Origin of the sequence: Hyphomicrobium sp. (assembly GCF_019744875.1) — a bacterium.
GTDB lineage: Bacteria > Pseudomonadota > Alphaproteobacteria > Rhizobiales > Hyphomicrobiaceae > Hyphomicrobium_C.
Map to the genome: position 1 here is coordinate 1,250,373 of NZ_JAIETU010000002.1, position 26,259 is coordinate 1,276,631.

At 65.1% G+C, this 26,259-nt stretch carries 26 protein-coding genes and 1 other RNA gene; 13 read left to right on the forward strand and 14 right to left on the reverse strand.

The genetic code is table 11. From position 1 onward, the window contains the following. Positions 1–12: 12 nt before the first annotated feature. Together K2Y42_RS05910 and K2Y42_RS05915 are read right to left on the reverse strand one after the other, a co-directional pair. Positions 13–1,725: a ribonuclease J gene (locus K2Y42_RS05910; protein WP_291149667.1), complete on the reverse strand. Its 1,713-nt coding sequence runs from the start codon at positions 1,723–1,725 to the stop codon at positions 13–15. A 56-nt stretch (positions 1,726–1,781) separates the two neighbouring features. Next, positions 1,782–2,549 (reverse strand): biotin--[acetyl-CoA-carboxylase] ligase, encoded by a 768-nt coding sequence (locus K2Y42_RS05915; protein ID WP_291149671.1) that lies wholly within the window; start codon positions 2,547–2,549, stop codon positions 1,782–1,784. Positions 2,550–2,726: 177 nt separating this feature from the next. Between K2Y42_RS05915 and K2Y42_RS05920 the strand changes: the two genes are divergently transcribed. Further along, entirely contained in the window at positions 2,727–2,972 is a 246-nt protein-coding gene (locus K2Y42_RS05920) for a PilZ domain-containing protein (RefSeq protein WP_291149673.1), read from the forward strand. A 7-nt stretch (positions 2,973–2,979) separates the two neighbouring features. Here the strand turns inward: K2Y42_RS05920 and nuoN are convergent, their stop codons facing one another. From nuoN to K2Y42_RS05980, 12 genes are all read right to left on the reverse strand, one after another. After that, positions 2,980–4,425, reverse strand: coding sequence for an NADH-quinone oxidoreductase subunit NuoN (gene nuoN, locus K2Y42_RS05925; RefSeq protein WP_291149676.1), 1,446 nt, complete (start codon positions 4,423–4,425; stop codon positions 2,980–2,982). A 10-nt stretch (positions 4,426–4,435) separates the two neighbouring features. After that, positions 4,436–5,926: an NADH-quinone oxidoreductase subunit M gene (locus tag K2Y42_RS05930; protein ID WP_291150201.1), complete on the reverse strand. Its 1,491-nt coding sequence runs from the start codon at positions 5,924–5,926 to the stop codon at positions 4,436–4,438. A 2-nt stretch (positions 5,927–5,928) separates the two neighbouring features. After that, the gene (gene nuoL / locus K2Y42_RS05935) at positions 5,929–7,881 is read right to left on the reverse strand and encodes an NADH-quinone oxidoreductase subunit L (protein WP_291149679.1); all 1,953 of its coding nucleotides are present in this window, start codon (positions 7,879–7,881) and stop codon (positions 5,929–5,931) included. 106 nt (positions 7,882–7,987) lie between these two features. Then, the gene (gene nuoK, locus K2Y42_RS05940) at positions 7,988–8,296 is read right to left on the reverse strand and encodes an NADH-quinone oxidoreductase subunit NuoK (protein WP_291149682.1); all 309 of its coding nucleotides are present in this window, start codon (positions 8,294–8,296) and stop codon (positions 7,988–7,990) included. A 26-nt stretch (positions 8,297–8,322) separates the two neighbouring features. Continuing rightward, on the reverse strand, positions 8,323–8,952 hold the full coding sequence (locus K2Y42_RS05945) for an NADH-quinone oxidoreductase subunit J (RefSeq protein WP_291149685.1): 630 nt from the start codon (positions 8,950–8,952) through the stop codon (positions 8,323–8,325). A gap of 141 nt (positions 8,953–9,093) precedes the next feature. Next, the gene (gene nuoI / locus K2Y42_RS05950; RefSeq protein ID WP_291149689.1) at positions 9,094–9,582 is read right to left on the reverse strand and encodes an NADH-quinone oxidoreductase subunit NuoI; all 489 of its coding nucleotides are present in this window, start codon (positions 9,580–9,582) and stop codon (positions 9,094–9,096) included. A gap of 13 nt (positions 9,583–9,595) precedes the next feature. After that, positions 9,596–10,648, reverse strand: coding sequence for an NADH-quinone oxidoreductase subunit NuoH (nuoH, locus tag K2Y42_RS05955; RefSeq protein ID WP_291150204.1), 1,053 nt, complete (start codon positions 10,646–10,648; stop codon positions 9,596–9,598). 28 nt (positions 10,649–10,676) lie between these two features. Next, positions 10,677–12,794, reverse strand: coding sequence for an NADH-quinone oxidoreductase subunit NuoG (nuoG, locus tag K2Y42_RS05960; protein WP_291149693.1), 2,118 nt, complete (start codon positions 12,792–12,794; stop codon positions 10,677–10,679). Continuing rightward, positions 12,794–13,153 carry a pentapeptide repeat-containing protein gene (locus tag K2Y42_RS05965; protein WP_291149695.1) on the reverse strand — a complete coding sequence of 120 codons (360 nt, stop codon included), beginning with the start codon at positions 13,151–13,153 and terminating at the stop codon, positions 12,794–12,796. Before K2Y42_RS05965 ends, nuoG begins: the two co-directional genes overlap by 1 nt. Next, on the reverse strand, positions 13,150–14,433 hold the full coding sequence (nuoF, locus tag K2Y42_RS05970; protein WP_291150208.1) for an NADH-quinone oxidoreductase subunit NuoF: 1,284 nt from the start codon (positions 14,431–14,433) through the stop codon (positions 13,150–13,152). Before nuoF ends, K2Y42_RS05965 begins: the two co-directional genes overlap by 4 nt. Before the next feature lie 9 nt (positions 14,434–14,442). Next, a complete protein-coding gene (gene nuoE, locus K2Y42_RS05975; RefSeq protein ID WP_291149697.1) occupies positions 14,443–15,150 on the reverse strand; it encodes an NADH-quinone oxidoreductase subunit NuoE in 708 nt (235 codons plus the stop codon). A 257-nt stretch (positions 15,151–15,407) separates the two neighbouring features. After that, the gene (locus tag K2Y42_RS05980; RefSeq protein ID WP_291149700.1) at positions 15,408–15,752 is read right to left on the reverse strand and encodes a hypothetical protein; all 345 of its coding nucleotides are present in this window, start codon (positions 15,750–15,752) and stop codon (positions 15,408–15,410) included. 218 nt (positions 15,753–15,970) lie between these two features. On the opposite strand from K2Y42_RS05980, the gene ffs reads away from it, so the two are divergent. The 12 genes from ffs (at position 15,971) to K2Y42_RS06040 (ending at position 26,160) form a co-directional block, all read left to right on the forward strand. Beyond that, positions 15,971–16,070, forward strand: an RNA gene (gene ffs / locus K2Y42_RS05985) — signal recognition particle sRNA small type. Positions 16,071–16,287: 217 nt separating this feature from the next. Further along, positions 16,288–16,614: a hypothetical protein gene (locus K2Y42_RS05990; protein WP_291149703.1), complete on the forward strand. Its 327-nt coding sequence runs from the start codon at positions 16,288–16,290 to the stop codon at positions 16,612–16,614. A gap of 323 nt (positions 16,615–16,937) precedes the next feature. After that, complete coding sequence (locus tag K2Y42_RS05995) at positions 16,938–18,812, forward strand: DNA polymerase III subunit gamma/tau (protein WP_291149706.1); 1,875 nt, start codon at positions 16,938–16,940, stop codon at positions 18,810–18,812. Positions 18,813–18,990: 178 nt separating this feature from the next. Beyond that, complete coding sequence (locus K2Y42_RS06000) at positions 18,991–19,245, forward strand: hypothetical protein (RefSeq protein ID WP_291149709.1); 255 nt, start codon at positions 18,991–18,993, stop codon at positions 19,243–19,245. A gap of 147 nt (positions 19,246–19,392) precedes the next feature. After that, complete coding sequence (locus tag K2Y42_RS06005) at positions 19,393–19,761, forward strand: DUF1810 domain-containing protein (RefSeq protein WP_291149712.1); 369 nt, start codon at positions 19,393–19,395, stop codon at positions 19,759–19,761. 42 nt (positions 19,762–19,803) lie between these two features. Continuing rightward, the gene (locus K2Y42_RS06010) at positions 19,804–20,124 is read left to right on the forward strand and encodes a YbaB/EbfC family nucleoid-associated protein (protein WP_291149715.1); all 321 of its coding nucleotides are present in this window, start codon (positions 19,804–19,806) and stop codon (positions 20,122–20,124) included. 210 nt (positions 20,125–20,334) lie between these two features. Continuing rightward, positions 20,335–21,549, forward strand: a complete 1,215-nt coding sequence (locus K2Y42_RS06015) for a saccharopine dehydrogenase family protein (RefSeq protein ID WP_291149718.1) — start codon at positions 20,335–20,337, stop codon at positions 21,547–21,549. Between the two features lie 200 nt (positions 21,550–21,749). Beyond that, the gene (locus K2Y42_RS06020) at positions 21,750–22,262 is read left to right on the forward strand and encodes a DUF2478 domain-containing protein (RefSeq protein ID WP_291149721.1); all 513 of its coding nucleotides are present in this window, start codon (positions 21,750–21,752) and stop codon (positions 22,260–22,262) included. A gap of 164 nt (positions 22,263–22,426) precedes the next feature. After that, complete coding sequence (locus K2Y42_RS06025; RefSeq protein ID WP_291149723.1) at positions 22,427–23,767, forward strand: hypothetical protein; 1,341 nt, start codon at positions 22,427–22,429, stop codon at positions 23,765–23,767. A 156-nt stretch (positions 23,768–23,923) separates the two neighbouring features. Beyond that, positions 23,924–24,298 (forward strand): hypothetical protein, encoded by a 375-nt coding sequence (locus K2Y42_RS06030; RefSeq protein ID WP_291149725.1) that lies wholly within the window; start codon positions 23,924–23,926, stop codon positions 24,296–24,298. 158 nt (positions 24,299–24,456) lie between these two features. After that, the gene (locus K2Y42_RS06035; protein ID WP_291149728.1) at positions 24,457–24,885 is read left to right on the forward strand and encodes a hypothetical protein; all 429 of its coding nucleotides are present in this window, start codon (positions 24,457–24,459) and stop codon (positions 24,883–24,885) included. A gap of 126 nt (positions 24,886–25,011) precedes the next feature. Beyond that, positions 25,012–26,160, forward strand: a complete 1,149-nt coding sequence (locus K2Y42_RS06040) for a carboxynorspermidine decarboxylase (RefSeq protein WP_291149731.1) — start codon at positions 25,012–25,014, stop codon at positions 26,158–26,160. The last annotated feature ends 99 nt before the right edge of the window (positions 26,161–26,259 follow it).

Consider the following 26,259-nt stretch of genomic DNA (forward strand, 5'->3'; position numbering starts at 1 on the left):
ACGCACTCGGTTTCAGGACTTCCCTTCGATCACGCTCGCCAGCACTTTGACAATGGGCTTCTTGCCCCAGGCATTGGCCACGCTGCTGCGGACGCTGCGCCGAACCGCTTCCACAACCATGTCCAGGTCCCGGCGGCGGGCGGGCGGGATCGACCGCAGCGTGCCCTCGACGGACGACAGGACGATATCCTCCATCGGATCGCCCTCGGCATCCTCGATGGGGATGCCGTCCAGGGCGACCTGGGGGTCGGCCACGATGTCGCCCTTGCGGGAGAAAACGAGCGAGACGGCGATGATGCCGACGCTGGCCAGCTTGCGGCGCTCGCGGACGGGGCCCTCGCCCGAGGGAACAATGAGGCGGCCGTCGCGGAACAGGCGGCCGACGGGCGCGTCGTCGATGATCCGCAGGGGCCCGGGCGCAATCCGCACGATTTCGCCGTTGTAGGCGACCTGCACTTCGCCGACGCCTGCTTCGCGCGCGAGCTCGGCATGCGCCTTCAGGTGGCGCGCCTCGCCGTGCATCGGGATCGCCATTTTGGGGCGTACCCAGGAGTAGAGCTGGCGCAGCTCGTCGCGGCGGGGATGGCCGGTGACGTGCACGAGCGCCTCGGCGTCCGTCACGACCTCGACGCCCATGCGCACGAGGCTGTTCTGAATCCAGCCCACGGCGCGCTCGTTGCCGGGAATGGTGCGCGACGAAAAGACGGCAATGTCGCCCTTGTCCAACGAGATGTCGGGGTGCTCGTTCTCGGCGATGCGAGCCATGGCCGCGCGCGGCTCGCCCTGGCTGCCGGTGCAGATGCAGACCGCCTTCGAACGCTTCAGCTCGCCGTACTGCTGCTGGTCGACGTAGCGGAAACCCTGCGGCAGATAGCCGGTGTCGATGGCGACCTGGATCACGCGATGCAGCGCACGGCCGGCCACGACAAGCTCGCGGCCCGCGGCGCGGGCGGCATCCGCCACCGCCTTGATGCGCGCGACGTTGGACGCAAACGTCGTGACGGCGACACGATGGGGCGCATCTTTCACCAAGGCGGCGATGGTCTTAGCGACATCGCGCTCGGAGGGGGAGCTGCCTTCGCGCATGGCGTTGGTCGAGTCTCCGCAAAGCGCGAGCACGCCTTCGTCGCCCAGCGCCGTAAGGCGGGCCTCGTCCGGTCGGCCGCCGATGGTGGGCGTGAGATCGATTTTCCAGTCGCCGGTATGCAGGATCGTGCCGAGCGGCGTGCGGATTGCGAGCGCGCTGCTCTCAGGGATCGAGTGCGACATCTCCATGAACTCGACATCGAACGGGCCAGCCTGGAAGCGGCCGTTGAGCGGAATTTCACGGATCGGGATTTGCAGCTTGTTGCCGTACTCGGAGAGCTTCGCCTTCAGCATGCCGGCGGTGAAGGGCGTGGCGTAGACCGGCACGCCGAGCCGGGGCCACAGCTCGATCACCGCGCCGATGTGATCTTCGTGCGCATGCGTGATGACGATGCCGGCGAGCGTGCTCTTCTCTTCCTCGATGAAGCGCAGATCCGGGAAGATGACGTCGACGCCCGGGTCGTCCTCGCCTTCAGGAAAAGTGATGCCGAGATCGACCATGAGCCAGCGGCGCGCGTCCGGCGGGCCGACGCCATAGAGATAGGCGTTCATGCCGATCTCGCCCAAGCCGCCGAGCGCCAGGAAGACCAGCTCATCCCGGTCGCGGGACGACTGACGTTTCGTCTGATCAGATGGCATCTACGTGTTTGCGCCCTGTCTCTGAATGGAAGTGTCTCTGAATGGAAAGTGTCAAATCACACTGCAAGAGACACGTCGCCAAAGGCGAAACGCCTGATGCCCGCTCCCGCGTCGATCAATAGGCCGCCGTCGGCGTCCAATCCTTCAAATGTACCGGTAACGCGCTCAGACCCCGTAGTGATGCTCATCCGTTCCCCTATAGGATGCGCACGCGTTAGCCAAGCCTTCCTGATCGCGGCAAAGTCCTCCCCATCGCGCCAGACCGCAATCCAGTGTTCTGCCGCTGCGGCGATGCGCGCGAGCAGGTCCTGAGGTGCCGGTGTTGCGCCGTGCGCGGCGAGGCTCGTTACCGGGCGGTCGAGATCCGCCGGGTGGGTCGCGATGTTGATGCCGATGCCGATGATCGCCGCCAGCCGCATACCGTCGGCCGACACTGGCGCGCCGTCGCGCTCACGCGCGATGACCGTGCTCTCGATCAGGATGCCGCCGGCCTTGGCGCCGCCGATCAGAACGTCGTTGGGCCATTTCAAGCGCAGCGCCGCCTGGGCCTGAGGCGCCAGAACCGCGCTTAACGCCTCGTACACCATGACGCCGGACACAAGAGAGAGCTGGTAGGCCTTGGGGGCCGGGGCGGCCAGGCTGATAAGCAGGCTTGCAAAGAGGTTGCCGTCGTCAGAATTCCAGGTGCGCCCCGCGCGGCCGCGGCCGGCGGATTGGCGCCCGGCCGAAATCCAGAGCGGTCCCTGTTCCCCGGCCACAGCGCGGCGCATGGCCTCCGCGTTCGTGGAGTCGAGCTCCGGGAAATGCTGAAAAGCGGTCTTCATGATGCGGCCGATTGTCTTTTGCAGCCGTCGGGCGGCAAAATCCGATTAATTCTAGCGCTGACATACATGCGTTATTAAACACTTGAAACTTATATCTTATATCAACCAACGCGCGCGCTTTGCCCATTCGCACGGGACAGCACGCGACCACCACCTCGCTATCCACGAGAGACTAGAATGACGAAAGATACGCGGGAAACCAAGCGCCGGGCCACAAATCGCGCCGGGATCATCAAAGCTGCCGGCCGGGAAATGACGGTCGTGCTTCGCAACAGCTCCAAATCCGGAGCGTGCCTGCGCCTCGTCGCGGCGGGCGAAATCCCGGATACCTTCCGGCTTGTGTCGCCGATGGAGAAGATCGACGCCGATTGTGTCGTCGTCTGGCGGCGTGGCCGCGATTGCGGCATCAAGTTCGCGTCGTAGGCGACGCTCAGAGCTGCAGCGATTTGGCAGCGGTCTCCGCAGCCGCGACAAGCGGTTGCGGGTAGACTGCATAGAGAACCACGAACAGCCCAGCGGCAATCATGACCAGACGCACATAGGGTGCTGCCGGCGTGAACCTGGGCTTGGCCTCATCGAAGAACATCACCTTGACGATGCGCAGGTAGTAGAACGCGCCGACGACGCTCGCCAGCACGCCGATGATGGCAAGCCCGTAGAGCTCGGCTTTCACGGCCGCGGCGAACACGTAGAACTTGCCGAAGAAGCCGGCCAGAGGCGGAACACCCGCGAGCGAAAACAGCAGCATCGCTAGAATGAACGCCATCGGCAGGTTGTTCTGCGCGAGCCCCGAAAGCTCGCTGATGTCCTCGACGGGCTGGCCGTCGCGGCGCATCGCCAGGATGCAGGCGAAGGATCCCAGCGTCATCACGAGATAGATCGCGAGATAGATCAGCAGCGCCTGCACGCCCTGCTCGCCGCCGGCCGCGAGGCCGACGAGCGCGAAGCCGACGTGTCCGATCGAGGAGTAGGCCATCAGGCGCTTGATGTTCGTCTGGCCGATGGCCGCGAAGGCGCCGAGCAGCATCGAGGCGATGGACAGGAAGATGATGATCTTCTGCCACTGGATGAAGAGACCACCGAACCCATCCATCAGCACGCGCGCCAGCAGCGCCATGGCGGCGAGCTTGGGGGCGGCTGCGAAAAACGCCGTGATCGGCGTCGGCGCGCCTTCGTAGACGTCGGGCGTCCACATGTGGAACGGCACGGCGGAGACTTTGAATGCAAGGCCGACGAGCAGGAACACAAGGCCGACGATGAGGCCCAGGTTCGCCGCCGCATTCGGGGCCGCGGCGGCCGTCGCCAGCCCGGCGAAGGAGGTGGTGCCAGCAAAGCCGTACAGCAGCGAGGCACCGTACAGCAGCATGCCCGACGACAGCGCACCCAGCACGAAGTACTTCATGCCGGCTTCGCTCGAGCGGACGTCGTCGCGGCGGGCGGCGGCGAGGACATAGAGCGCGAGGCTCTGCAGCTCGAGGCCGAGGTAGAGGGCCAACAGATCGTTGGCCGAAATCATCATCATCATGCCGACGGTGGCGAGCAGGATGAGCACCGGGATCTCGAAGCGGTCGGCCTTGGCGCGGCGCAGGTCGTCCATCGAGAGCAGGATCGCGACCGCCGAGCCGGACAGCACGAGCAGCTTCACAAAGCGCGCGAAGTTGTCGGAAATGAACGCGTCGTTGAAGGCCCGCTCCGTGCCCGTCTGCATCGCGACGGCAACGCCCGTCGCCGCGAGGGCGAGGATCGCGAGCCATCCGGCGCGGTCACTGTTGCCTTGCGTGCCGCCGAACGCGCCGATCATGAGAAGCGCAATCGCACCCGCGGCGAGGATCATCTCGGGGTAGGCGGCGGCAAAGTTGAGCATATCGGCGGGCATCTCAGCGATCCTATGGTGCGACGGCTGCGGCGGCGTGGCCTGCGGCCTCAAGCGAGGTCACGAGCGCTTTGACCGACACCGCGGTGACGTCGAGAATGGGCGCGGGATAGATCCCGAACAGAATTGTGAGCACGACGAGCGGGGCGAGGATTGCGATCTCACGCGGGGTGACATCCGCCATGGCCTTGAGCGAGGGCTTTTCCAGCACCCCGAACACGACGCGCCGGTAGAGATAGAGCGCGTAGCAGGCCGAGAAGATCACGCCCGACGTGGCGGCCACCGCGACGTAAGTGTTGACCTTGAACGAGGCGAGCAGCGTCAAGAACTCGCCGACGAAGCCGGAGGTGCCCGGCAGGCCGACGTTGCCCATGGTGAAGACCATGAAGATGACGGCGTAGATCGGCATCCGCTCGACGAGGCCGCCGTAGGCCGAGATCTCGCGGGTGTGCAGGCGGTCGTAGACGACGCCCACGCACAGGAAGAGCGCCGACGAGATCAGGCCGTGCGACAGCATCTGGAAAATGGCGCCGTCCAGACCCTGCTGCGTGAACGTGAAGATGCCCATCGTGACGAAGCCCATGTGGGCGACGGACGAATAGGCGATGAGCTTCTTCATGTCCTGCTGCACGAGAGCGATCAGCGAGGTCGCGACGATGGCGATGACGGAGAGCGTGAACACCATCGGCGCGAAGGTTGCGCTCGCCTCCGGGAACATCGGGAGCGAGAAGCGCAGGAAGCCGTAGCCGCCCATCTTCAGCAGGATGCCGGCCAGGATGACCGAGCCCGCGGTCGGCGCCTCGACGTGCGCGTCGGGCAGCCAGGTGTGCACCGGCCACATCGGCATCTTGACCGCGAACGAGGCGAAGAACGCCAGCCACAGCCAGAATTGCATGTCGGACGGGAACTTGGTCGTCATCAGGGTCGGGATGTCTGTCGTGCCCGCCTGCCAGTACATGGCCATCATGGCGAGCAGCATCAGCACCGAGCCGAGGAACGTGTAGAGGAAGAACTTGAAGCTCGCGTAGACGCGGCGCGGGCCGCCCCAGACGCCGATGATGAGGAACATCGGGATCAGGCCGGCTTCGAAGAACAGGTAGAACAGTACGAGATCGAGCGCGCAGAAGACGCCGATCATCAGCGCTTCCAGCACCAGGAACGCGATCATGTATTCCTTGACGCGATCCTCGATCGCCTCCCAGGACGCCAGGATGCAGAGCGGCATCAGGAAGGTGGTGAGAATGACGAACAGCATCGAGATGCCGTCGACGCCCATCTTGTACTTGATGGGGCCGAGCCAGGCGCGCTCCTCGACGAACTGGAAGCTCGCGGTTGCGGGATCGAAGTTGATCCAGATGAGCAGCGAGACCGCGAACGTGATGAGCGTGGTCCAGAGCGCGGTGTAGCGGATGTTGGCCAGCGCCTCGCGCGACAGGAACGCGATGAAGATCGCGCCCGCAATCGGCAGGAACGTCACCAGCGACAGAATGGGAGCGTCCGAGATGTTCATGGGGCCGACCCGCCGCCGCTAAGGATGAAGTACGTGAGCAGTGCGGCGACGCCGATCAGCATGGCGAAGGCGTAGTGATACACGTAGCCGGTTTGCAGTTTGACGATCCGGCCCGTGCCCCAGAGCACGCTCTTGCCGGTGCCGTCGATGGTGCCGTCGATCACCGCGCCGTCGATGCCCTTCCAGAGGAAGCGGCCGATGGCGAAGGCGGGGCGCACGAAGATGAAGTTGTACAGCTCGTCGAAGTACCACTTGTTCAGGAAGAACAGGTAGAGCGGGCGGAAGGCGCGCGCGGTGGCGGCGGGCAGGCCCGGCGAGACGATGTAGTAGAGCACGGCGAGGGCGAGACCTGAGAGCATGGCCACCGTCGGCGCCAGCGGCACCCAGCCCGGGACCTCATGCATGTGGTGGCGGATGTCCTTGCCCGGCGCCTCGAACAGGGCCGCGCGCCAGAAGTCGCCGTAGCCTTCGCCGATAAAGGCGTGATGGAAGGCGATGCCGGCGAAGACCGCGCCGAAGGCGAGAACGAACAGCGGCACCAGCATGACCCACGGGCTTTCGTGCGCGTGGTCGTAGTCGTGATGGTCGGCGCGCGTCTCGCCGTGGAAGGTGAGGAAGATCAGGCGCCAGGAGTAGAACGACGTCATGAACGCGGCGACGACGAGCGCCCAGAAGGCGTAGTTGTTCGGCGTGTGCGCGGCATAGGCCGCTTCGACGATGGCGTCCTTCGAGTGGAAGCCCGCGAAGCCGCCAACGTGGGGGATGCCGACGCCGGTGAGCGCGAGCGTGCCGATCAGCATCATGATCCAGGTGATCGGCAGCTTCTTGGCGAGGCCGCCCATGCGGCGCATGTCCTGCTCATGATGCAGCCCGTGAATGACGGAGCCCGCTCCCAGGAACAGGAGCGCCTTGAAGAAGGCGTGCGTGAACAGGTGGAAGACGGCGGCCGAGTAGGCGCCGACACCGCAGGCGACGAACATGTAGCCGAGCTGCGAGCACGTCGAATAGGCGATCACGCGCTTGATGTCGTTCTGGACCAGACCGACGGTGGCGGCGAAGAACGCCGTGATGGCGCCGATCAGGGTCACGACCATCAGCGCCGTGGGCGCCAGCTCGAAAATCGGCGACAGGCGCGCGACCATGAACACGCCGGCGGTCACCATCGTCGCGGCGTGGATGAGAGCGGAGACCGGCGTCGGGCCTTCCATGGCGTCCGGCAGCCAGGTGTGCAGCAGGAACTGGGCTGACTTGCCCATGGCGCCCATAAACAGCAGAAGCGCGATGACCGTCAGGGTATCGAGCTCGTAGCCCACGAACGACATCGTCTTGCCGACGAGATCGGGAGCGGCTGCGAAGACCGCGTCGAGGCCGATGGCATTGGTGGTCGCAAACAGGCCGAAGATGCCGAGCAGGAAGCCGAAGTCGCCGACGCGGTTGACGATGAACGCCTTCATCGCCGCGGCGTTCGCTTCCGGCTTCTTGTACCAGAAGCCGATCAGCAGGTAGGAGGCGAGACCGACGCCTTCCCAACCGAAGAACATCTGCAGGAGGTTGTCTGCCGTCACGAGCGCCAGCATGGCGAAGGTGAACAGCGAGAGGTAGGCAAAGAAGCGCGGACGGCTGTCGTCCTCGTGCATGTAGCCGATCGAATAGAGATGCACGAGCGCCGAGACGGTGGTGACGACCACCAGCATGACGGCCGTCAGCGTGTCGATGCGCAGCGCCCACGCCGTATCGAGCTCGCCCGACGTGACCCAGCGGAGCAGCGGCACGCGCGCGGTCTCGCCGTCGAAGCCGACGCGGGTGAAGACGATCCAGGACAGCAGAGCGGCGGTGATCAGAAGCGCCGTGGTCACGATCTCAGCAGGCCGCGGCCCGATCAGGCGGCCGAACAGCCCGGCGATCAGTGCGCCGGCGAGCGGAAGGAGCACGATAGCGGCGTAAATCATTGAATGTCCCCCGGCAGCGGGCAGCAAACAGCCGGCGGCCGTGCCGCCAGACATGCGATGCTGCCGCTCGTTCCGTTGCCTGCTGCCTGATGACCGGTGCCCACGTTCACCCCTTCATCATGTTGATGTCTTCCACCGCGATCGAGCCGCGGTTGCGGAAGAAGACGACGATGATGGCGAGACCGATCGCGGATTCCGCGGCGGCCACCGTCAGGATGAAGAGCGAGAAGACCTGGCCAACGAGGTCGCCGTGGAAATGAGAGAAGGCGACGAAGTTGATGTTGACGGCCAGCAGCATCATTTCGACCGACATCAGAATGATGATGACGTTCTTGCGGTTCAGGAAGATGCCGAACATGCCGAGCGTGAACAGACACGCGGCGACCGTCAGATAATGTGCGAGCCCGATTTCCATGGCTGAGCGTTTCCTCTCCGGCTCGTTTATCGCTTGGGCGCGTCGGGAACGACGCTGCCGCCGGACGCGACTTTCACCATCTTCACCGCAGTCTTCGGGCCGCGCGCGACCTGGTCGGCGATCGACTGACGCTTGACTCCCTGCCGGTGGTGCAACGTCAGCACGATGGCGCCGATCATGGCGACGAGAAGCACGAGGCCCGCGCCCTGGAAGAAGTAGACGTATTTCGTGTAGAGAAGCTGGCCCAGCGCCTCGGTGTTGGTGACGTCCCGGGGGATCGGCGCGCCTGTGGCGGCGACCGGTGGAGGCACGATGGCGCGCGCGGAAAGCAGCGCCACCAGCTCGGCAAGCACGACGCCGCCGACAATGAGACCAACGGGCGCGTTCTTGATGAAGCCCGCGCGCAGCTCCGCGAAATCGACGTCGAGCATCATGACGACGAACAGGAACATCACCGCCACCGCGCCGACGTAAACGATGACCAGCAGCATGGCCAGGAATTCAGCGCCGAGCAGAATGAACAGGCCAGCCGCGTTGAAGAACGTGACGATGAGGAACAGCACGGCGTGAACCGGGTTCTTGGCGACGATCACCATCGCGCCCGACGCAAGCGCCAGGGTCGCGAAGAGATAGAAGAAGATCGCAGTCAGTCCCATGCCCCACTCCGCACTTCACCTTCCCCCCTGTGGGGAAGGCCGGAAGAGGGAACCTGCAGGCTGTTGGCCAACTGAAGTCCCCCTCCCCTAACCCCTCCCCATCACAGGGAGGGACCATGCCGTCTCATCGTTCCACGCGCTTCACCGGTACGGCGCGTCGAGCGCAAGGTTCTTCGCAATCTCGCGCTCCCAGCGATCGCCGTTCGCGAGCAGGCGCTCCTTGCTGTAGTAGAGTTCCTCGCGCGTCTCGGTCGCGAATTCGAAGTTTGGCCCCTCGACGATGGCGTCGACCGGGCAGGCCTCCTGGCAGAGGCCGCAATAGATGCACTTCACCATGTCGATGTCGTAACGCGTCGTGCGGCGCGTGCCGTCGTTGCGGCGCGGGCCGGCCTCGATGGTGATGGCCTGCGCAGGGCAAATGGCCTCGCACAGCTTGCAGGCGATGCAGCGTTCCTCGCCGTTCGGGTAGCGGCGCAAAGCATGCTCACCGCGGAAGCGCGGCGACAGCGGACCCTTCTCGAACGGATAGTTCAGCGTCTTCTTCGGCGCGAAGAAATAGCGCATGGCAAGGAAGAACGCCGAAACGAACTCCAGCAGAAACAGCGATTTCAGCCCCTGGGCCGCCCGCATGGCCAACCGTCTCCTATGCCGATCTCATGAACTGCAGAACACCGGCGACGACCACGACCATCGCCAGCGACAGAGGCAGAAACACCTTCCAACCGAGCCGCATGAGCTGGTCGTAGCGATAGCGCGGCACCATGGCTTTGGCCATGGCGAACATGAAGAACATGAACACCACTTTGGCCCCGAACCAGAAGATGCCGGGCACAGCGTTCAGCGGCCAGATGTCGAGCGGCGGCAGCCAGCCGCCGAGGAAGAGAATGGTGGCCATGGCGCACATCGTGGTGATGGCCACGTATTCGCCGAGCATGAACAACAGGTAGGGCGTGGACGAATACTCCACCATGAAGCCCGCCACGAGCTCGCTTTCCGCTTCCACCAGATCGAACGGCGGGCGGTTGGTCTCGGCCAGCGACGAGATGAAGAACATGACGAACATCGGCAAGAGCGGCAGCCAGTACCAATCGAGCGCGGAAGCCGGCAGGCCGAACCAGGCGCCGACGCCCGATGTCTGCGCCGTGACGATTGCGGAGAGATTGAGCGATCCCACGATCAGGAGCACGGTGATGACGACGAAGCCGAGCGAGACCTCGTAGGAGATCATCTGCGCGGCCGAGCGCAGCGCGCCCATGAACGGATACTTCGAGTTCGATGCCCAACCGCCCATGATCACGCCGTAGACGCCGAGCGACGAGATGGCGAGGAGGTAGAGCACGCCGACGTTGAGGTCTGCGATGACCCAGGTGCCCCAGCCGTCCTTGCTCATCGGAATTACGGCCCAGGCGGCGAGAGCGCAGGTGGCAGTCACGAGCGGGGCGAGCAGGAACACGCCCTTGTCCGCGCCGGCCGGGATGACCGGCTCCTTGAATACGAATTTCAGAAGATCGGCGAACGACTGCAGCAGGCCGAACGGCCCGACGACGTTCGGGCCCCGGCGCATCTGCACGGCCGCCCAGACCTTGCGATCCATGAGCAGCAGAAACGCGACGCAGAGCAGCAGGCCCACGAGCACGAGCAGCGACGCGCCGACCGCGATCAGCAGCCAGAGCCCGTAGTCCCAGAACATCGTCATCGTCTCGCTCGACATGCTCCGCTCGCTCCTATTCGGCAGCCGACAGGCCGGCCTTGGCCTTGCCTGCCGCCGCCTTCAGCGCGCTCATCTCGGCCATGACGGCGGAGGCGCGCGCAATCGGGTTCGTGAGGTAGAAATCCGTCACCGCCGAGCTGAACGGCTCGTCCTTCACGGCGCCCTTGCTGCCCGCGAGAGCATCCAGAGCGTCGCCCGACGAGGGCGTCACGCGGTCCAGCGCGGCGAGCTGCGGGGCGACCTTGTACATGGCGGCGCGCAGAGCCGGCAGGCTGTCGTAGGGCAGCGTCTGTCCGACAAGCGGCGAGAGCGCACGGATGATGGTCCAGTCCTCGCGCGCGTCGCCCGGCGGGAACGCAGCACGCGCCGTCATCTGCGCGCGGCCCTCGGTGTTTACGTAGGTCGCGCTCTTCTCGGGATAGGCGGCCGCCGGGAAGATCACGTCGGCGCGGTGCGCGCCGGCATCGCCGTGGCTGCCTTGATAAACGACGAACGTCTTGCCGAGGCGGGCGGTGTCGATGTCGTCGGAGCCGAGCAGGAACAGAACATCCAGCTCGCCGCCTTCAGCGGCCGCGACGATGTTCGCGACGCCCGTGGTTGCCGGCTTCTTCGGCACGAAGCCGAGATCGAGACCGGCGACGCGCGAGGCTGCCGTGTGCAGCACGTTGAAGCACGCCACGCTTGCGTCTTTGCCGGCGGACGCTGCTTTCGCAATGCGCGCTGCGGCAGCGAGCACGGCGCGTCCATCGGCGCGCGCGAGAGCGGCAGCGCCGACGATGACGAGCGGGGCCTGCGCCGCCGCGAGCTTTTCGGCAAAGGCATGCTTGCCATCCGCCAGCTCACGCAGCGTCTGGCCGCCCGCGCCCAGATAGTCATACGGGTAGCCGATATCGGCCTGCTCGCCGATCACGCCGACGGTGAGCCCGCCCTGGCGCCAGCGCTTGCGGATGCGCACATTGAGGACGGCGGCCTCGATGCGCGGATTGGTGCCGATCAGCAGAATGACGTCGGCGCTTTCGATGCCGGCGATGGTGGCGTTGAACAGATAGCCGGCGCGGCCAACGCCGGGATCGATCTTGGCGCCGTCTTCACGGCAATCGATGTTGCTGGCGCCGAGACGGCCGAAAAGATCCTTGAGCGCGAACATTTCCTCAGCGCCCGCGAGCGGACCTGCGATGGCGGCCATGCGGTCGGGCTTCGTGGCGCCGATCCGCTCGGCGACGGCTGCGAGCGCGTCCTCCCATGTTGCGGGGACGAGGCGGCCATCCTTGCGGACGTAAGGTTGATCGAGGCGTTGCGTGCGCAGGCCGTCGGCGACGTGGCGCGTCTTGTCGGAGATCCACTCCTCGTTCACGGCGTCGTTGTTGCGCGGCAGGATGCGCATCACCTCGCGGCCGCGGCAATCGATGCGGATCGCGGAGCCGACCGCATCCATGACGTCGATGCTTTCGGTCTTGCGCAGCTCCCAGGGGCGCGCGTTGTGCGCCCACGGGCGATGGGTGAGCGCGCCGACCGGGCAGAGGTCGTTCACGTTGGCGCTCATCTCGGAGAGGATGCCGCGCTCCAGATAAGTCGTAATCTCCATGTCTTCGCCGCGGCCGATGGCGCCGAGCTCTTCGACGCCCGCGATCTCGGTCATGAAGCGGACGCACCGCGTGCAGTGGATGCAGCGGTTCATGGACGTCTTGATGAGCGGGCCGAGGTACTTCTCCTCGACGGCGCGCTTGTTCTCGGCGAAGCGCGAGCCTCCCGCGCCGTAGCCCATGGACTGGTCCTGCAGGTCGCACTCGCCGCCCTGGTCGCAGATCGGGCAATCGAGCGGATGGTTGATGAGCAGGAATTCCATCACGCCTTCGCGCGCCTTCTTCACGGTGGCGCTGCGGGTCGAGATGACCTTCGGAGTGTTGTCGCGATTGGGTGGCAGATCGTTGACGCCCATAGCGCAGGAGGCGATCGGCTTCGGGCTGCCCTGCACCTCGACGAGGCACATGCGGCAGTTGCCCGCGATCGACAGGCGCTCGTGATAGCAGAAGCGCGGGATCTCGGCGCCAGCCAGCTCGCACGCCTGCAACAGCGTGATGCCGTCCTCGACCGTGATGGCCTTGCCGTCGATGATGAGGTCCTTAGGCATCAGACTACGCCCTCGTTCGCTGGGCTGGAAATCGAAGCTTTGTAAGCGGCAAGGAGGTCGACCACCGGAACGCCGTCGATCGACAGCCCCTCGATCCGGCAGTTGGCAATCGCGGCGCCGGTGAGATTGGCGTTCTCGATCTTCAAGCCCGACAGGTTCACATCGTGAATGCGCCAGCCGGACATATTGCAATCGTCAAACCGGCAGCCGGACAGATTGATGTTGTGGTAGACGCCGCCCGAGAGATTCACGTTCTCGAACGTCGCGCCTGACAGATTGACGTCGTCAAACACGGACCCGGAGACATCCGAGCGGCTGATATCGAGCCGATGGTTCTCCTGGTGGATCTTCCTGGTCACTGCGCGGCCTCCTTGTGGGCCGCCTGATAGGCGTCGATGCGGGCTTCGATCTCGGGGCGGAAGTGGCGGATCAGGCCCTGAACGGGCCAGGCCGCCGCATCACCCAGCGCGCAGATGGTGTGACCTTCGATCTGCTTCGAAACGTCGAACAGCTTGTCGATCTCGGACTTTTCCGCTTCGCCGCGCGCCATGCGCTCGAGCACGCGCCACATCCAGCCGGTGCCTTCGCGGCAGGGCGTGCACTGGCCGCAGCTCTCGTGCTTGTAGAAGTAGGCGATGCGGGCGATGGCCTTGACCACGTCGGCCGACTTGTCGAGCACGATGATCGCGGCCGTGCCCATGCCGGACTTCAGCTTCGTCAGGCTGTCGAAGTCCATCGTCAGCGTTTCGCACAGGTCGGCCGGAATGAGCGGCATGGACGAGCCGCCCGGAATGACCGCCATCAGGTTATTCCAGCCACCGCGCACGCCGCCGCAATGCTCATCGATGAGCTGGCGCAGCGGAATGCCCATCTCTTCCTCGACGACGCACGGCCGGTTCACGTGGCCGGAAATCTGGAACAGCTTAGTGCCCGTGTTATTTGGCAGGCCGAGTGCTGCGAACCAGTTGCCGCCGCGGCGCAGGATGTCCGGCACGACGGCAATGCTCTCGACGTTGTTGATCGTGGTCGGCGCGCCGTAGAGGCCGACGTTGGCGGGGAACGGCGGCTTCAGGCGCGGCTGGCCCTTGCGGCCTTCGAGGCTTTCGAGCAGCGCGGTTTCCTCGCCGCAGATGTATGCGCCTGCGCCGTGCGCCAAGTAGAGATCGAAATCCCAGCCGTGGACGTTGTTCTTGCCGATCAGCTTGGCGGCGTAGGCTTCGTCGACGGCGCGCTGGAGGCGCTCGCGCTCGCGGATGAATTCGCCGCGGATATAGATGTAGCAGGTGTGGGCGCGCATCGCGAAGGCTGCGAGCAGCGCGCCTTCGATCAGAAGATGGGGATCATTGCGCATGATCTCGCGGTCCTTGCAGGACCCCGGCTCGCTCTCGTCGGCGTTGATGACGAGATACGACGGGCGCGGATCGGCCTTCGGCATGAAGCTCCACTTGAGCCCCGTCGGGAAGCCCGCACCGCCGCGCCCACGCAGGCCCGACGTCTTGACCTCGTGAATGATCCAGTCGTGGCCCTTGTCGATGAAGAACTTGGTGCCGTCCCAGGAGCCGCGCTTGAGCGCGCCCTTGAGCCCCGAGTCGTGGAGCCCGTAAATGTTGCGGAAGATCCGATCCTTGTCCTCGAGCAGCATGGCGATCTAACCCTCGGATTTGTCGGACGCGGGCGCATCACCTGCCGGTGCGCCGTCGCGGAGCTCAGGGAAGCGCGCCCGCCACGAGCCGACCGTCGAGCCGTCGTAGAGCTCAGGATCGACAAGGCTGGTCGGCGCGCCTTCGGGCTCCGACGTCTTGCGGCCGATCTGCGAGCCGGACTTCGGCGCCGATCCGCGCGCGAACGCGCCCAGGATCTTGTCCAGCGATTCGGGCGTCAGATCCTCGTAGGTGTCCTTGAAGATCTGCACCATCGGCGCGTTGGCGCAGACGCCGAGGCATTCCACCTCTTCCCACGAGAACTGCCCGTCCTCCGAGAGCGTGTGCGGATGTTCCGAGATGCGCCGCTTGCAGACTTCGATCAGGCCTTCGGCGCCGCGTAGCTGGCACGGCGTGGTGCCGCAAACCTGCACGTGCGCTTTCGCGCCGACGGGGGAGAGCTGGAACATCGTGTAGAACGTCGCGACCTCGTAGGCGCGGATGTAGGCGACGTCGAGCATGTCGGCGACGTAGCGCAACGCGGGCTCAGGCAGCCAGCCGTTCGACTGCTCCTGCGCGCGCCAGAGCAATGGAATAATCGCGGAGGCTTGTTTGCCCGGCGGATATTTGGCGATCGTCTCGTTGGCCCACGCGAGGTTCTCTGGCGTAAACGAGAAATCGTGCGGCTGATCGGGATGAAGGCGGCGGACGGCCATGCTGGCTCCCCAGTGCGGATCACCCGCGGAGAATGGAGGCCGCACGGACCGCAGAATGGCCTCGACGGCCGCTCGCACTACGGTCTCTGCGTGCGCTCACCCCCGCAGCAGTGTTAACCGTTCCAGTACGTCTATCGCAGCGCGAAAGCAAGGGCGCACGCGTGCGAAACGCCGCCACAACCATATGATTCAGGAAGCAGACTTTGGTCGCAGCACGACGCGAAAGTCGAGCGCTGCCGTCAGGGATAAGCGCGCGCTCAGCCGAGCGGGATGCTGAGCCAGCCCGTGATCAGCAGCACGGTCGCGATCGGCGCGAGGAACAGCGAGATCTGCGAGCCGACGCGCAAAAAGCCGGTCCAGAAAATCGCGAGCAGAATGCCGAACAGAATGATCACCCAGCCGCCCGCTTCGGGACCGCGCGCAACGGCGAACCAGACCGAAACGGCGATGGCGACCAGCCCGATGAGGACCGGGATGGCCGGGAAATCCATCTGTAGGGCGCCCATCGGCCACTGGCGGCGCATCGCGAAAATGCTGTAGGTCGCGAGCGAAAGCCCCCAGCCCAGTGCTGCAACCGCCAACAGAAAAAGATTATCCATCATCGCTTTACTAGGCCCCCGAGCCCGAACCGGCTCCCGATTTTGCGCGGAATTCTGCCAGTTTTCCGGGCCCTTCGCTACAGTCGGTTGAGAAGCCGGTTAAGGACGGCTCCGGTGGCCAGGCCGCCATGCCTCCCGATCCGGGCCTCGCTCCGCCGCCGCGCAGGCCGTCGCGGCCCGCAAGAGGCTTGCCTCACTCGCGGTCAGACGCCATATTCCGCTTCGAGGCTGGCGGCGGACGAGACCATCGCCAACCGGGTCAGGTCCGGAAGGAAGCAGCCCTAACGACAGGTGCACGGGTCGTTCGTCAGCCTCTCTTTAATTTGCTCACGCCCGCGAGGCGGGCTCCGCAGGGGCGGCGCTCGCGCCGGGTCGCCTTGCTCCCGAGCCCTTCGGGCTAAGGGGCGGTTCACGTGGGCGCGGGTCGCCTTGCTCCCGGGCCCTTTGGGCCCAGAGTGAGGTTCGCCAAGACGCTCCCGGGCCGTTCGGCAGACGTGTTGTCCTTGGACAGAAGAGCTTTGGGGCATTGGAGCGAGGCGTGTTGAAGATCCTTCGCCCACTGCTGATGCTGCTTGCGGCTCTGCCGCTGATGATGGGCGTCGTCACAGCCAGCTTTGCCGAAGCGCCCTGTCCCTATGGCCACAACGGCGGCACCGATCGGTCTCCCTGCCCCTGTTGCGACAAGCTGATTTTGGCTGCAGCGGTGCCCTGCCTTCAGTGCCAATCGGCCATCGAATCCGCCACGGCCGGCTGGCTGCCGCGCCTTGACGCGACACGCATTTCTTTCGCGCCGCTCAACCAGCGCGCGGGCGGGCTCAGCATCGAGCCGCCGCTTCCTCCTCCGCGATCGATGGGTCTTTCGTAAGTCCGAAATCCCATCATCAAACAGGAGAAACCCAATGACAAAAGTCATTGCATCGGCGGTCTTTGCGCTTCTGGCGCTGACCGTCACGGCCCAGGCTGCGCAGGTTTGCTGCGACCTTCTGGTCTGCTGTGACGGCGGACCTTGCTGCGACTAGTCTCGCGAACGGCGCTCGCTCCGAAAGGGGCGAGCGCTATCGCAGCCCCTCCCCCGTACCCTTCGGGGGCTCGTCTTGCTGATCCGGCGCTTTAGATCCTAAGATCGCGCCGCGCTCTGCCGGGCCGGCACCAGCCCGCCCGCGACGAACGAAGTGAAATGCAGGATCGATGGCCAAGAAGAAATCGGATAGCGATGCGATGACGGCTGACGAGGCGAACTCGCCGGCCAAGCCGTATGTCGTGCTGGCGCGGAAATACCGGCCGCAGACGTTCGACGACCTGATCGGCCAGGAAACCATGGTGCAGACGCTGCGCAACGCGTTCACATCGGGGCGCATCGCGCACGGTTTCATGCTGACCGGCGTACGCGGCGTCGGCAAGACGACGACGGCCCGCATTCTCGCGCGCGCGCTCAACTACGAGACCGACACGATCCATCAGCCGACGATCGACATGCCCGTGCTCGGCATCAATTGCCGCGAGATCATGGAGAGCCGGCACCCGGACGTGATCGAAATGGACGCCGCGTCCAACACCGGCGTCGACAACATCCGCGAGATCATCGAAAGCGCGCGCTACCGGCCGCTCTCCGCCCGCACCAAGGTTTTCATTATCGACGAGGTGCACATGCTCTCGAAGGGCGCGTTCAACGCGCTCCTCAAGACGCTCGAAGAGCCGCCGGGGCATGTGAAGTTCATTTTCGCCACGACCGAAGTGCGCAAGGTGCCGGTGACGGTGCTGTCGCGCTGCCAGCGCTTCGACCTCAGGCGCGTCGACGTTCCGCGCCTCGCCCAGCACCTCAAGTCCATTGTCGCCAACGAAGGCGCATCAGCCGACGACGACGCGCTGACGCTCATTTCGCGCGCCGCGGAAGGCTCGGTGCGCGATGCGCTGTCGATCCTCGATCAGGCGATCTCCACCTCACTTGGCGCGGACAGCGCAGACGGCAGCACGGTCACGGCGGCGGACGTTCGTGCGATGCTCGGGCTCGCCGACCGCGGGCGGATCTTCGATCTCCTCGAGCAGCTGGTCGCGGGAGATATCGCATCCGCGCTCCAGGCGCTCGACCGCCTGCACCACGATGGCGCGGAAGCCGCGCAGGTGCTCTCCGACCTCGCCGAAGCGACGCACATCACGGCGCGCATCAAGGCTGTCGGCGCGGACGCCGCCGGTGAAGACCTCGCCCTCGACGAAAAGCGCCGCGCAAGCGCGCTTGGCGAGCGCCTCTCGATGGCGCTTCTGGCGCGCCTCTGGCAGATGCTGCTCAAGGGTCTCGAGGAAGCCGGCAAGGCGCCCAACCCGCTCGCGGCCGCCGAAATGGTGCTGATCCGGATCGCGCACACGTCCGATTTGCCGCCGCCGGACGAGATCATTCGCGCGCTTGGCGGCGCACCCACATCGCGCCGATCCGCCGAGCGGCCCCCCGCGGCCGAACGCAACGGAGCGGGCGCGCATGCAGCCTCCTCCACGGCACCCGTTGCCCGCCGCGACGCCGAGTTCGAAGGGGCAGACGGCGACGGTGCCGGCGACGCGGCGTTCGACTCGGAAAACCCCGGCGATTTCGATTTTCCCTCCGACGGCGGGATCGACGAAGAGGCGGACGAGGACGGCGCGCCCGCCGTGGCGGCGCCCGGCCCGTCGCTGCGGCCTCTGTTGCGGTTTGCGGATGTGGTGGCGCTCGCCGGCGACCGGCGCGATGCGAAGCTGCGCATTGCGCTCGAAGATCAGGTGAGCCTCGTCAGCTACGACGGGACGGCCGGCACCATCGACCTGTTCCTGCTGCCGGGCGGCAACCCGGACGTCGCCAACGACCTGCGCGAGAAGCTCAACAAGTGGACGGGGCGGCGCTGGATCGTGGCGCTCTCGAAGGTGCCCGGCGAGCGGCCGATCGGCGAAGTGCGCCGCGAGCGCGATGCGCGCGAACTCGCGGCCCTGAAGCAGCACCCGGCAGTGGCGGCGGTGCTGGGTGCGTTCCCCGATGCGGAGGTGACGCCGGTGCGTCCCGTGCAGCGCGAGCGCGACGACGACAGCAAGACGGGGTGAGGTGGACAGCAGGCAGCCGGTGAACCTGCTGCTGCCTGTTGCCCGCTGCCGACTGCCTGCGGGGGAATTGCTCCCGATTTTCTGCGTGATGGGCCGTGTCCCCTCCCCGGTCAACACTGGCAATGTTATAGCATGGCAATAGCTGCCGCTTGGACAGCGACGGCGGGGAGAAAACGCCATGCGCTTTGTTTCACTTTCGGCTGCCCTGCTGGCGGCCCTGACCGGATCCGCCTTCGCGGCGTCCGAAGGCAAGTTCTCAAAGACCACCGTCGACGGCATCGCCAAATCGCTGACCGCCGATGGCTGCAAGCTCGGCGAAATCTCATCCGGCGACGGCTTCTATGCCATCTCGAACGCCGAGTGCGCCGACGGCAAGTACACCATCACCGTCGATACCAATTTCAAGATCACCGACAAAAAGAAGAAAGAGTAGCTCCGCGCACCTTCTCCCGCACAAGGACGCGATCGAGTAACTTGGCCGGGCGAAAGCCCGGCACTTTTTTTGCGCCAACTCTGGTTCCCCAAGGCACTTCCCACCGCCCCGCGCGTTCTCATGCCGTCATCATGAGGAGGCGGACGCATGGACGATCCCTTCAACCTGCAACGCTTCGTGGATGCGCAATCGCTCGTCTACGAAACCGTGCTGCGCGAACTGCGCGCCGGACGCAAAGCCACCCATTGGATTTGGTTCATCTTTCCGCAGGAGGCGGGCCTCGGCCGCAGCGCTATGTCGGAGCGCTACGCGATCTCGTCCCTCGACGAGGCGCGCGCCTATCTCGCCCACCCGATCCTCGGCACCCGCATCCGGGAGTGCGCAGGTCTGGTGTTCTCCCACCGGAACATTCCGCTGGAAGACATTCTGGGTGAGCTCGACGCCCGGAAGTTCAGGTCGTCGATGGAGCTGTTCGCGCGCGCCGGGGTCGATTTGGCACGATGCGGCACCCCGTAAATTGCTCTAGGTTCTGGACAAAGCCACCCGGTAGGAGGACCGATGAAAGACCTGATGGGCATGATGAAGCAAGTCAAGGACATGCAGGAGCGCATGCAGCGCATGCAGGAAGAGCTTGGCGCGCTCGAAGTCACCGGCACGTCCGGCGGCGGCCTGGTCTCCGTCACGCTCTCCGGCAAGGGCGACATGAAGCGCGTGCATATCGATCCTTCGCTGCTCAAACCGGAAGAAGCCGAGATCATCGAGGACCTCATCGTCGCCGCGTCGAGCGACGCGAAAAGCAAGGTCGAGACGCAGCTTCAGGAGAAGATGAGCGAAGTCACCGGCGGGCTTCCGCTGCCGCCCGGCATGAAGCTTTTTTGACGGCCGGACGATCCCTGGCGCGGCGGGCACGAAATTTATTTTGCTTCCAAGCGCCGCAAACCGCTGCGGGACGTTGAAATGCGCGGGGTTCTGGCCTATTTGCGGGCGCTTGCTCACCCGTGCTGTGCACGCGAGCAGTTCTTTCGACCGTGATCGCGTCCGGTCCCAGTGAAGTGCGACGCGCCAATCATTGTTAAGGGAGCTTCTCCTTTGGACAGCGTTCTTATCATCGGAGCCGGCGCGGCCGGCTCGGTTACGGCGCAGAAGTGCGCCATGAACCGCGACGTTTTCAAGAAAGTTCATCTGGCGTCGCGACGCCTCGAGAGCTGCGAGAACGTCGCCAAGCTCTGCGTCACGCCGATCGAGGTCAGCCAGGTCAACGCCGACGACGTCGACGAGACCGTGGCGCTGATCGAGCGCGTGAAGCCGGATCTCGTGATCAACATGGCGCTCCCCTACCAGGACCTGCCGATCATGGATGCCTGCCTCAAGACCGGCGTGCACTACATGGACACGGCCAACTACGAGCCGCGCGATGTCGCGAAGTTCGAGTACTCGTGGCAGTGGGCCTACCAGGACAAGTATGCCTCCAAGGGCATCATGGGCGTGCTGGGCTGCGGGTTCGACCCCGGCGTCTCGAACATCTTCTGCGCCTACGCGCAGGAGCACCTGTTCGACACCATCGACACGATCGACATTATTGATTGCAACGACGGCAGCCACGGCAAGTCGTTCGCGACCAACTTCAATCCGGAGATCAATCTCCGCGAGGTGACGCAGCGCGGCAAGTACTGGAAGAACGGCCAGTGGATCGACATCGACCCGCTGACCATCTCGTGCATGATCGATTATCCGGAAGTCGGCCCGCGCAAGAGCTACCTCATCTATCACGAGGAAGAAGAGAGCCTCGTCCAGAACATCAAGGGTCTGAAGCAGATCCGCTTCTGGATGACGTTCTCCGACAACTACATCAAGCATCTCGACGTGCTGCAGAGCGTGGGCATGACGCGGATCGATCCCGTCATGTACAAGGGCACGCCCGTGATCCCGATGGAGTTCCTGAAGGAGCTGCTGCCGCCGCCGTCGTCGTTGGGTGAGAACTACACAGGGCGCACGTCCATCGGTTGCATCATCGACGGCACGAAGGACGGCAAGCGCAAGACGGTGCTGATCTATAACGTCTGCGATCACGCGCAGTGCTACGCGGAAACCAAGGCGCAGGCCGTGTCCTACACGACGGGCGTGCCGCCCGTCGTCGGCGCGATCCAGATGTTCCAGGGCGCGTGGGGCGGCAAGGGCGTGTTCAACGTCGAGCAGCTTCCCTCGAAGCCGTTCCTCGACGAGCTCGGCAAGCAGGGCCTGCCCTGGCACGTGCTCGACATGACGCCCGCCGACCAAGCGGAGCTGTTCGCGGTCAAGACCTGATCGTTGCGAAGGCGTAAATCGATTGAGCCCGGAGCGTCCCACGTTCCGGGCTTTTTTGTGCGCGGTCATATTCGATCCAGACACAACACGCGGCCGCGCATCCACCTTTCGCCGCGGTCCCGCAGAGGTGACGCGCCGGCCTGTTCGCCTTATGCTAGGCTCGAGATCTTGCGAGATCCGGGTTTCGTGAGGAAGCCGCCATGGCCGATTCTCCTTCCATTGCGACCGTCGAAGGCACGGACAGCGCGGCCGTGCAGGTCCTTTTCGCAAAAGCGATCGGGCGCTGGAAGGACGGCGGCCTGCGCGTTGCGGGCGTGGTCGAGGAGACGCATGGTCTCCCGGGGCGCACCTGCAATGCCGGCGTGCTGCGCGACATCGCCTCGGGCCGCTCGCATTCCATTTTTCTCGCCACCCCGCCTGTCGATACCTCGTGCCATATCGATGCGCGCGGGGCGGAGGGCGCGTGCGCGGCCGTGCTGCCGCAGATCGCGGATTGCGATCTCGTCGTGCTGAGCAAGTTCGGCAAGCTCGAAGCGGCCCATGGCGGCTTGTTCGACGCATTCGTGGCGGCGTTCGAAGCGCGTAAACCCATCCTGACGACGGTTTCGGAAAAGCACCGATCCGCTTGGACGGCATTCGCGCCCGATTCCGTCGTGATTGAGCCTACGGATACCGCGATCGATGCGTGGCGGAGAAGCGTGACCGGCGGCTGAGCCGAATGGCGCGCGCGACTTGCTGATCCTCTCCGACCTTTACCACGTCCTCAAGGGCGCACGTCGCGCCGCCCATTTTTTTGTTCCCATACGCCCTTTTCCCCTGAGATAACCAGCACAGGGGAGGTTGCGCGAATGCGGCGCGGCCGGGGGAGCACGATCAGATGCACGACGCGACACGTGACAACGCAGCAGGGGCGAGCGGCAGCGCTGCGCGCGGTCCCGTCATCGTAACCGTGCACGGCACGAACGACGCGCATGCCGAGGACACCGGCGCACGCTGGTGGCAGCGCGGCTCGCAGTTTACGGAGCGGCTGATCACCGATCTCGCGCAGCGCGGCATCGGCGGCGTCGAAATCCTGCCGCTGCACTGGAGCGGGCAGAACTCGGATTTCGACCGGCTTCGCGGCGCCTCCGACTTGTCGCGCACGTTGCGCGGCCTCGATCGGGAGGGGCGACCGCACGCCATCATCGCACACAGCCATGGCGGCAACGTCACGGTCGAAGGCCTGACGCAGGCGCCGCGCTCGGCGCAACGCGGCGGCATCATCTCGTTCGGCACGCCGTTCTTCACGCGCCGCCTCAAGACCGTGCCGATGCTGATCGCGCTGTTCCAGACCGTGCTGGGTCTCGTCATTCCGCCCATCATGATCTGGTATCTCGTCGAGATCCTGCCCTCGGACACCAATAAGAAAATCGAAGCCGTGGTGTTCTTCGGCGGTCTGTGCGCGCTCGGGCTGTGGAGCCTCGCGGCGGGCGTGCGCAAGCTCGCGCGCCAGCAGTTCGCCACGCGGCTCTTTTCGAAATCGCTCGCGCCGTCGCAATGGCTCGTGGTGCACAGCCCGCGCGACGAAGCCATGCAGTTGCTCGAGCGGGCGGCGCAGATCTCGCCGCAGTACGTGAAGACCGCTTCGGCCATGCGCTCGCTGACGGCGTTCGCGTCGCTGGCAGGCGTCGTCGGCACCGCCCTCTTCTTCGTGTGGACGGGCTCCTACTTCCTCGATCCCATTCTGACGAAGCTCCAGGCCGGAGAGTTCGGGCTCGGGACGGCGGCGGATTTCACGTTCCTGCTGCTCGTGCCGGTGATCTATGGCGCGGTGTTCTTCGCGATCTGGCTCATCGCGCGCGCGGGCGGCGCGTGGGCCTACGCCAAGTTCCTGACCTCGGCGATCCACGGCGGCGTGATCGGCGCGGCATTCGGCGGCGACGGCGCCTTCCGCCTCGTCGGCGTAACGCGTCTTCCGCCCTACGCGATCAACGCGCGCGAGGAACGCATCGAGGCGGTCGACCTCGGCGGCATCAACGATGCGGCGTTGTTCGATGCGGCGCAGGGCCTTTACAACAGCGTCGTCGCGAGCGACGCGCAGGACGGCGGCATTCCCAATCCCGATATGATGTGGAAGCGGCTCAGCGATGCGCTCTATCACAACGCGTACATGCGCGATGACGGCGTGATTGCAACGGTCGCCGATCACATTGCGGCGACGCTGAAGCCCGCGCGCTAGATCGTCGTATCAGAGCCAACTTTGCGAAAAAGTGTCGGACCGTGGAATAAAAAAAGGCCCGCTACGCGCCAATTGTGGCGTTCTCCGTCCCCAGTGGAGTCACAAATTTTAGGAAACTTGAGCGTGTGATTCGACTCTCAATCAGCGGGGACCCCCATGGCTCAACTTTCTCAGAAGCTCGCGGAGATGCATCGACGGCTGGCCGAGAACGCTCAGGAAGAGCAGGCGCTGGTGCGTGCCTTGAACGCCGCGCTCAACCACGTCGATGAAAAGCTGCTGTCGGAAATCCGGCAGGTGACGGCGCAGCACGAGGTGCGGCGCGCCGTGATTATGAACGAGTTGCAGGGACTAGCCTCGCGGCTTTGCGCGTTTCCGGCACCGAGCGCGGAGCCGGTGGCCGCCATTGCGGACCAGTCCTACGCCAACGAGCAGGGCCGCTCGACGCACGCTCCGGGCAACTGGAGAATTGCGGCGCAGAACATCGAGGACGACCTGGATTTCTTTACGGACGCGGCGGCCTCGAGCCACTAATCCCCGCGCCACGCTTCCCCCTGGGCTCCGTCGCAGGCCGCTTCGCCACGACCGGTTCCAGCTCTTTCGGCAAGCACTTTGACTGAAACGCACTTGACGGACGACCCCGTGCAGACCAGACCTCGCCGGACGCGCGAGGCTGCGATGCCGGGGGGAACATGTCCGAAGCCGAGATCCTGTCGATCAGAAACGAGCTGACCGGGCTGGTTCTAACCGTCGTGTCCGTCAGCTTCGGAATGATCTCGGCCTACATCGCGGGATTGTGGCTGTTCCTCAAGGACGCTCCCCTGCTTCTCCGGTGCACCGCGTTCGCGCTTCTCTCCTGCGGGCTGGCTTTCATGGGCGGCGTGACGGCGGGCCTCAACGCGCTGCTGCTCGGCACGGAGCGCGCGTGGGGCGGGATTGCAAAGCCCGCCACCGGCATCGCCAGCTTCGGGGCGGAGCGGCCGGACTACCTGTTCGGCCTCTCGTACTTCGACATCTCGACCGCGCTCGGCGGCGTGGCGTTTCTGGCGATCTATCTCGTGCTGTTTTTCCTGACGTTTTTCTACACCTGGCCCAATCAGCGACCTGAAGCCCGGATCTAGCGGGCCGCGCTGTTCCGTTCGCATGGGAAGCGCTGGAAGTCTTCACACTGCGATGCCATATAGCGCGCTTCCGCCTCGTTCCGCCGGTTCCGGCGGCGGCCCGCAATTCTGGATTTCAATCGCCCCATGATCCCGCAAATTCCCGACGACATCCAGACGCCCGCCTACGTGCTCGACGTGGCGGCGCTCAAGCGAAACCTTGCGACGGCCACGCGCGTGCGCCGCGAGGCCGGCGTCAAGATCCTGCTCGCCACCAAGGCCTGGGCCATGCCGGCCGCGTTTCCGATGATGCGCGACGTGCTGGACGGCACGACGGCGTCCGGCGAGTACGAGGCGCGCATGGGCCGCGAGGAGTTCGGCCGCGAGGTGCACGTCTATGCGCCCGCTTACGGGCCCGGTGAAATCGAACGCCTGACGGGCATCGCCGATCACATCTATGCCAACTCGCCCGAGCAGATGGCGAAGGTGCTGGACGTCGTGCGTGCTTCTGGCCGGACCGGGCTCGCGGTCGGCGCGCGCATCAATCCCGGGTACTCGAACGCGACCGTCGGCGGCGCGCTTTACGACCCGTGTGCGCCGTGCTCGCGCTTCGGCACGACTGTCGAGGACATCGACCAGTTGCCATGGGACGACATCGACATTTTCCACGTCCACACGCTGTGCGAATCGCTGGCCGACGGCTCGGTCGGCCTGATCGAGCACGTCGCGCGCTCGTTCGAGCCCTATCTGCGCCGGGTCAAGGCCGTGAATTTCGGCGGCGGCCATTTCATGAACAAGCCGGGCTACGATGTCGGCAAGCTGATCGCGGCGCTCAAGGCGTTCCGGGGCGAGTTCGGCGTCGAGGTCTATCTGGAGCCGGGCGCGGGACTGGTGGTCGACACGGGCTATCTCGTCTCGACGGTCATCGGCCTGCACCGCAACGAGCGCGACATCGCGATCCTCGATGCGTCCGCCTCGACGCACATGCCGGACGTGCTGGAAGTGCCTTACACGCCCGCCATCCTCGGCGCGGAGAAGCCCGGCGTGCTGGCGCACTCCTACATTCTCGGCGGCAAGACCTGCATGACGGGCGACGTGATCGGCGAATACTCGTTCAACGCGCCGCTGGTGCCCGGCTCGCGCGTCATCTTCAGCGACATGATGCAGTACTCGTTCGTGAAGAACACCACGTTCAACGGCACGCCGCTGCCGGACCTCGCCATGCTGCACGAGGATGGGCGCTACGAGGTGGTGCGCTCGTTCGGGTATGAAGAGTTCCGCCGCCGGCTCGGATAGAGCCGACGGCGTGTTCCGCGGGGAACATCGCGCCCGGCGCGCGTGCGCGATGACATCGGCCCCACTCCCCGCGGAGCGATAGCCGATCCGCGCGCCAAG

Excerpts from the sequence above, each read along its gene's own strand:
- K2Y42_RS05915 (WP_291149671.1), bottom strand. The coding sequence starts at position 2,549 with ATGAAGACCGCTTTTCAGCATTTCCCGGAGCTCGACTCCACGAACGCG.
- nuoG (WP_291149693.1), bottom strand. The coding sequence starts at position 12,794 with ATGCCTAAGGACCTCATCATCGACGGCAAGGCCATCACGGTCGAGGAC.
- K2Y42_RS05980 (WP_291149700.1), bottom strand. The coding sequence starts at position 15,752 with ATGATGGATAATCTTTTTCTGTTGGCGGTTGCAGCACTGGGCTGGGGG.
- K2Y42_RS06035 (WP_291149728.1), top strand. The coding sequence starts at position 24,457 with ATGTCCGAAGCCGAGATCCTGTCGATCAGAAACGAGCTGACCGGGCTG.
- K2Y42_RS06030 (WP_291149725.1), top strand. The coding sequence starts at position 23,924 with ATGGCTCAACTTTCTCAGAAGCTCGCGGAGATGCATCGACGGCTGGCC.
- K2Y42_RS06000 (WP_291149709.1), top strand. The coding sequence starts at position 18,991 with ATGCGCTTTGTTTCACTTTCGGCTGCCCTGCTGGCGGCCCTGACCGGA.
- nuoI (WP_291149689.1), bottom strand. The coding sequence starts at position 9,582 with ATGCGGGCGGCCCAGGGGCTGAAATCGCTGTTTCTGCTGGAGTTCGTT.
- nuoE (WP_291149697.1), bottom strand. The coding sequence starts at position 15,150 with ATGGCCGTCCGCCGCCTTCATCCCGATCAGCCGCACGATTTCTCGTTT.
- K2Y42_RS06025 (WP_291149723.1), top strand. The coding sequence starts at position 22,427 with ATGCACGACGCGACACGTGACAACGCAGCAGGGGCGAGCGGCAGCGCT.
- nuoN (WP_291149676.1), bottom strand. The coding sequence starts at position 4,425 with ATGCCCGCCGATATGCTCAACTTTGCCGCCGCCTACCCCGAGATGATC.
- K2Y42_RS06010 (WP_291149715.1), top strand. The coding sequence starts at position 19,804 with ATGAAAGACCTGATGGGCATGATGAAGCAAGTCAAGGACATGCAGGAG.
- K2Y42_RS06040 (WP_291149731.1), top strand. The coding sequence starts at position 25,012 with ATGATCCCGCAAATTCCCGACGACATCCAGACGCCCGCCTACGTGCTC.
- nuoL (WP_291149679.1), bottom strand. The coding sequence starts at position 7,881 with ATGATTTACGCCGCTATCGTGCTCCTTCCGCTCGCCGGCGCACTGATC.
- K2Y42_RS05920 (WP_291149673.1), top strand. The coding sequence starts at position 2,727 with ATGACGAAAGATACGCGGGAAACCAAGCGCCGGGCCACAAATCGCGCC.
- K2Y42_RS06020 (WP_291149721.1), top strand. The coding sequence starts at position 21,750 with ATGGCCGATTCTCCTTCCATTGCGACCGTCGAAGGCACGGACAGCGCG.
- K2Y42_RS05910 (WP_291149667.1), bottom strand. The coding sequence starts at position 1,725 with ATGCCATCTGATCAGACGAAACGTCAGTCGTCCCGCGACCGGGATGAG.
- K2Y42_RS05945 (WP_291149685.1), bottom strand. The coding sequence starts at position 8,952 with ATGGGACTGACTGCGATCTTCTTCTATCTCTTCGCGACCCTGGCGCTT.
- K2Y42_RS05995 (WP_291149706.1), top strand. The coding sequence starts at position 16,938 with ATGGCCAAGAAGAAATCGGATAGCGATGCGATGACGGCTGACGAGGCG.
- K2Y42_RS06005 (WP_291149712.1), top strand. The coding sequence starts at position 19,393 with ATGGACGATCCCTTCAACCTGCAACGCTTCGTGGATGCGCAATCGCTC.
- nuoH (WP_291150204.1), bottom strand. The coding sequence starts at position 10,648 with ATGACGATGTTCTGGGACTACGGGCTCTGGCTGCTGATCGCGGTCGGC.
- nuoK (WP_291149682.1), bottom strand. The coding sequence starts at position 8,296 with ATGGAAATCGGGCTCGCACATTATCTGACGGTCGCCGCGTGTCTGTTC.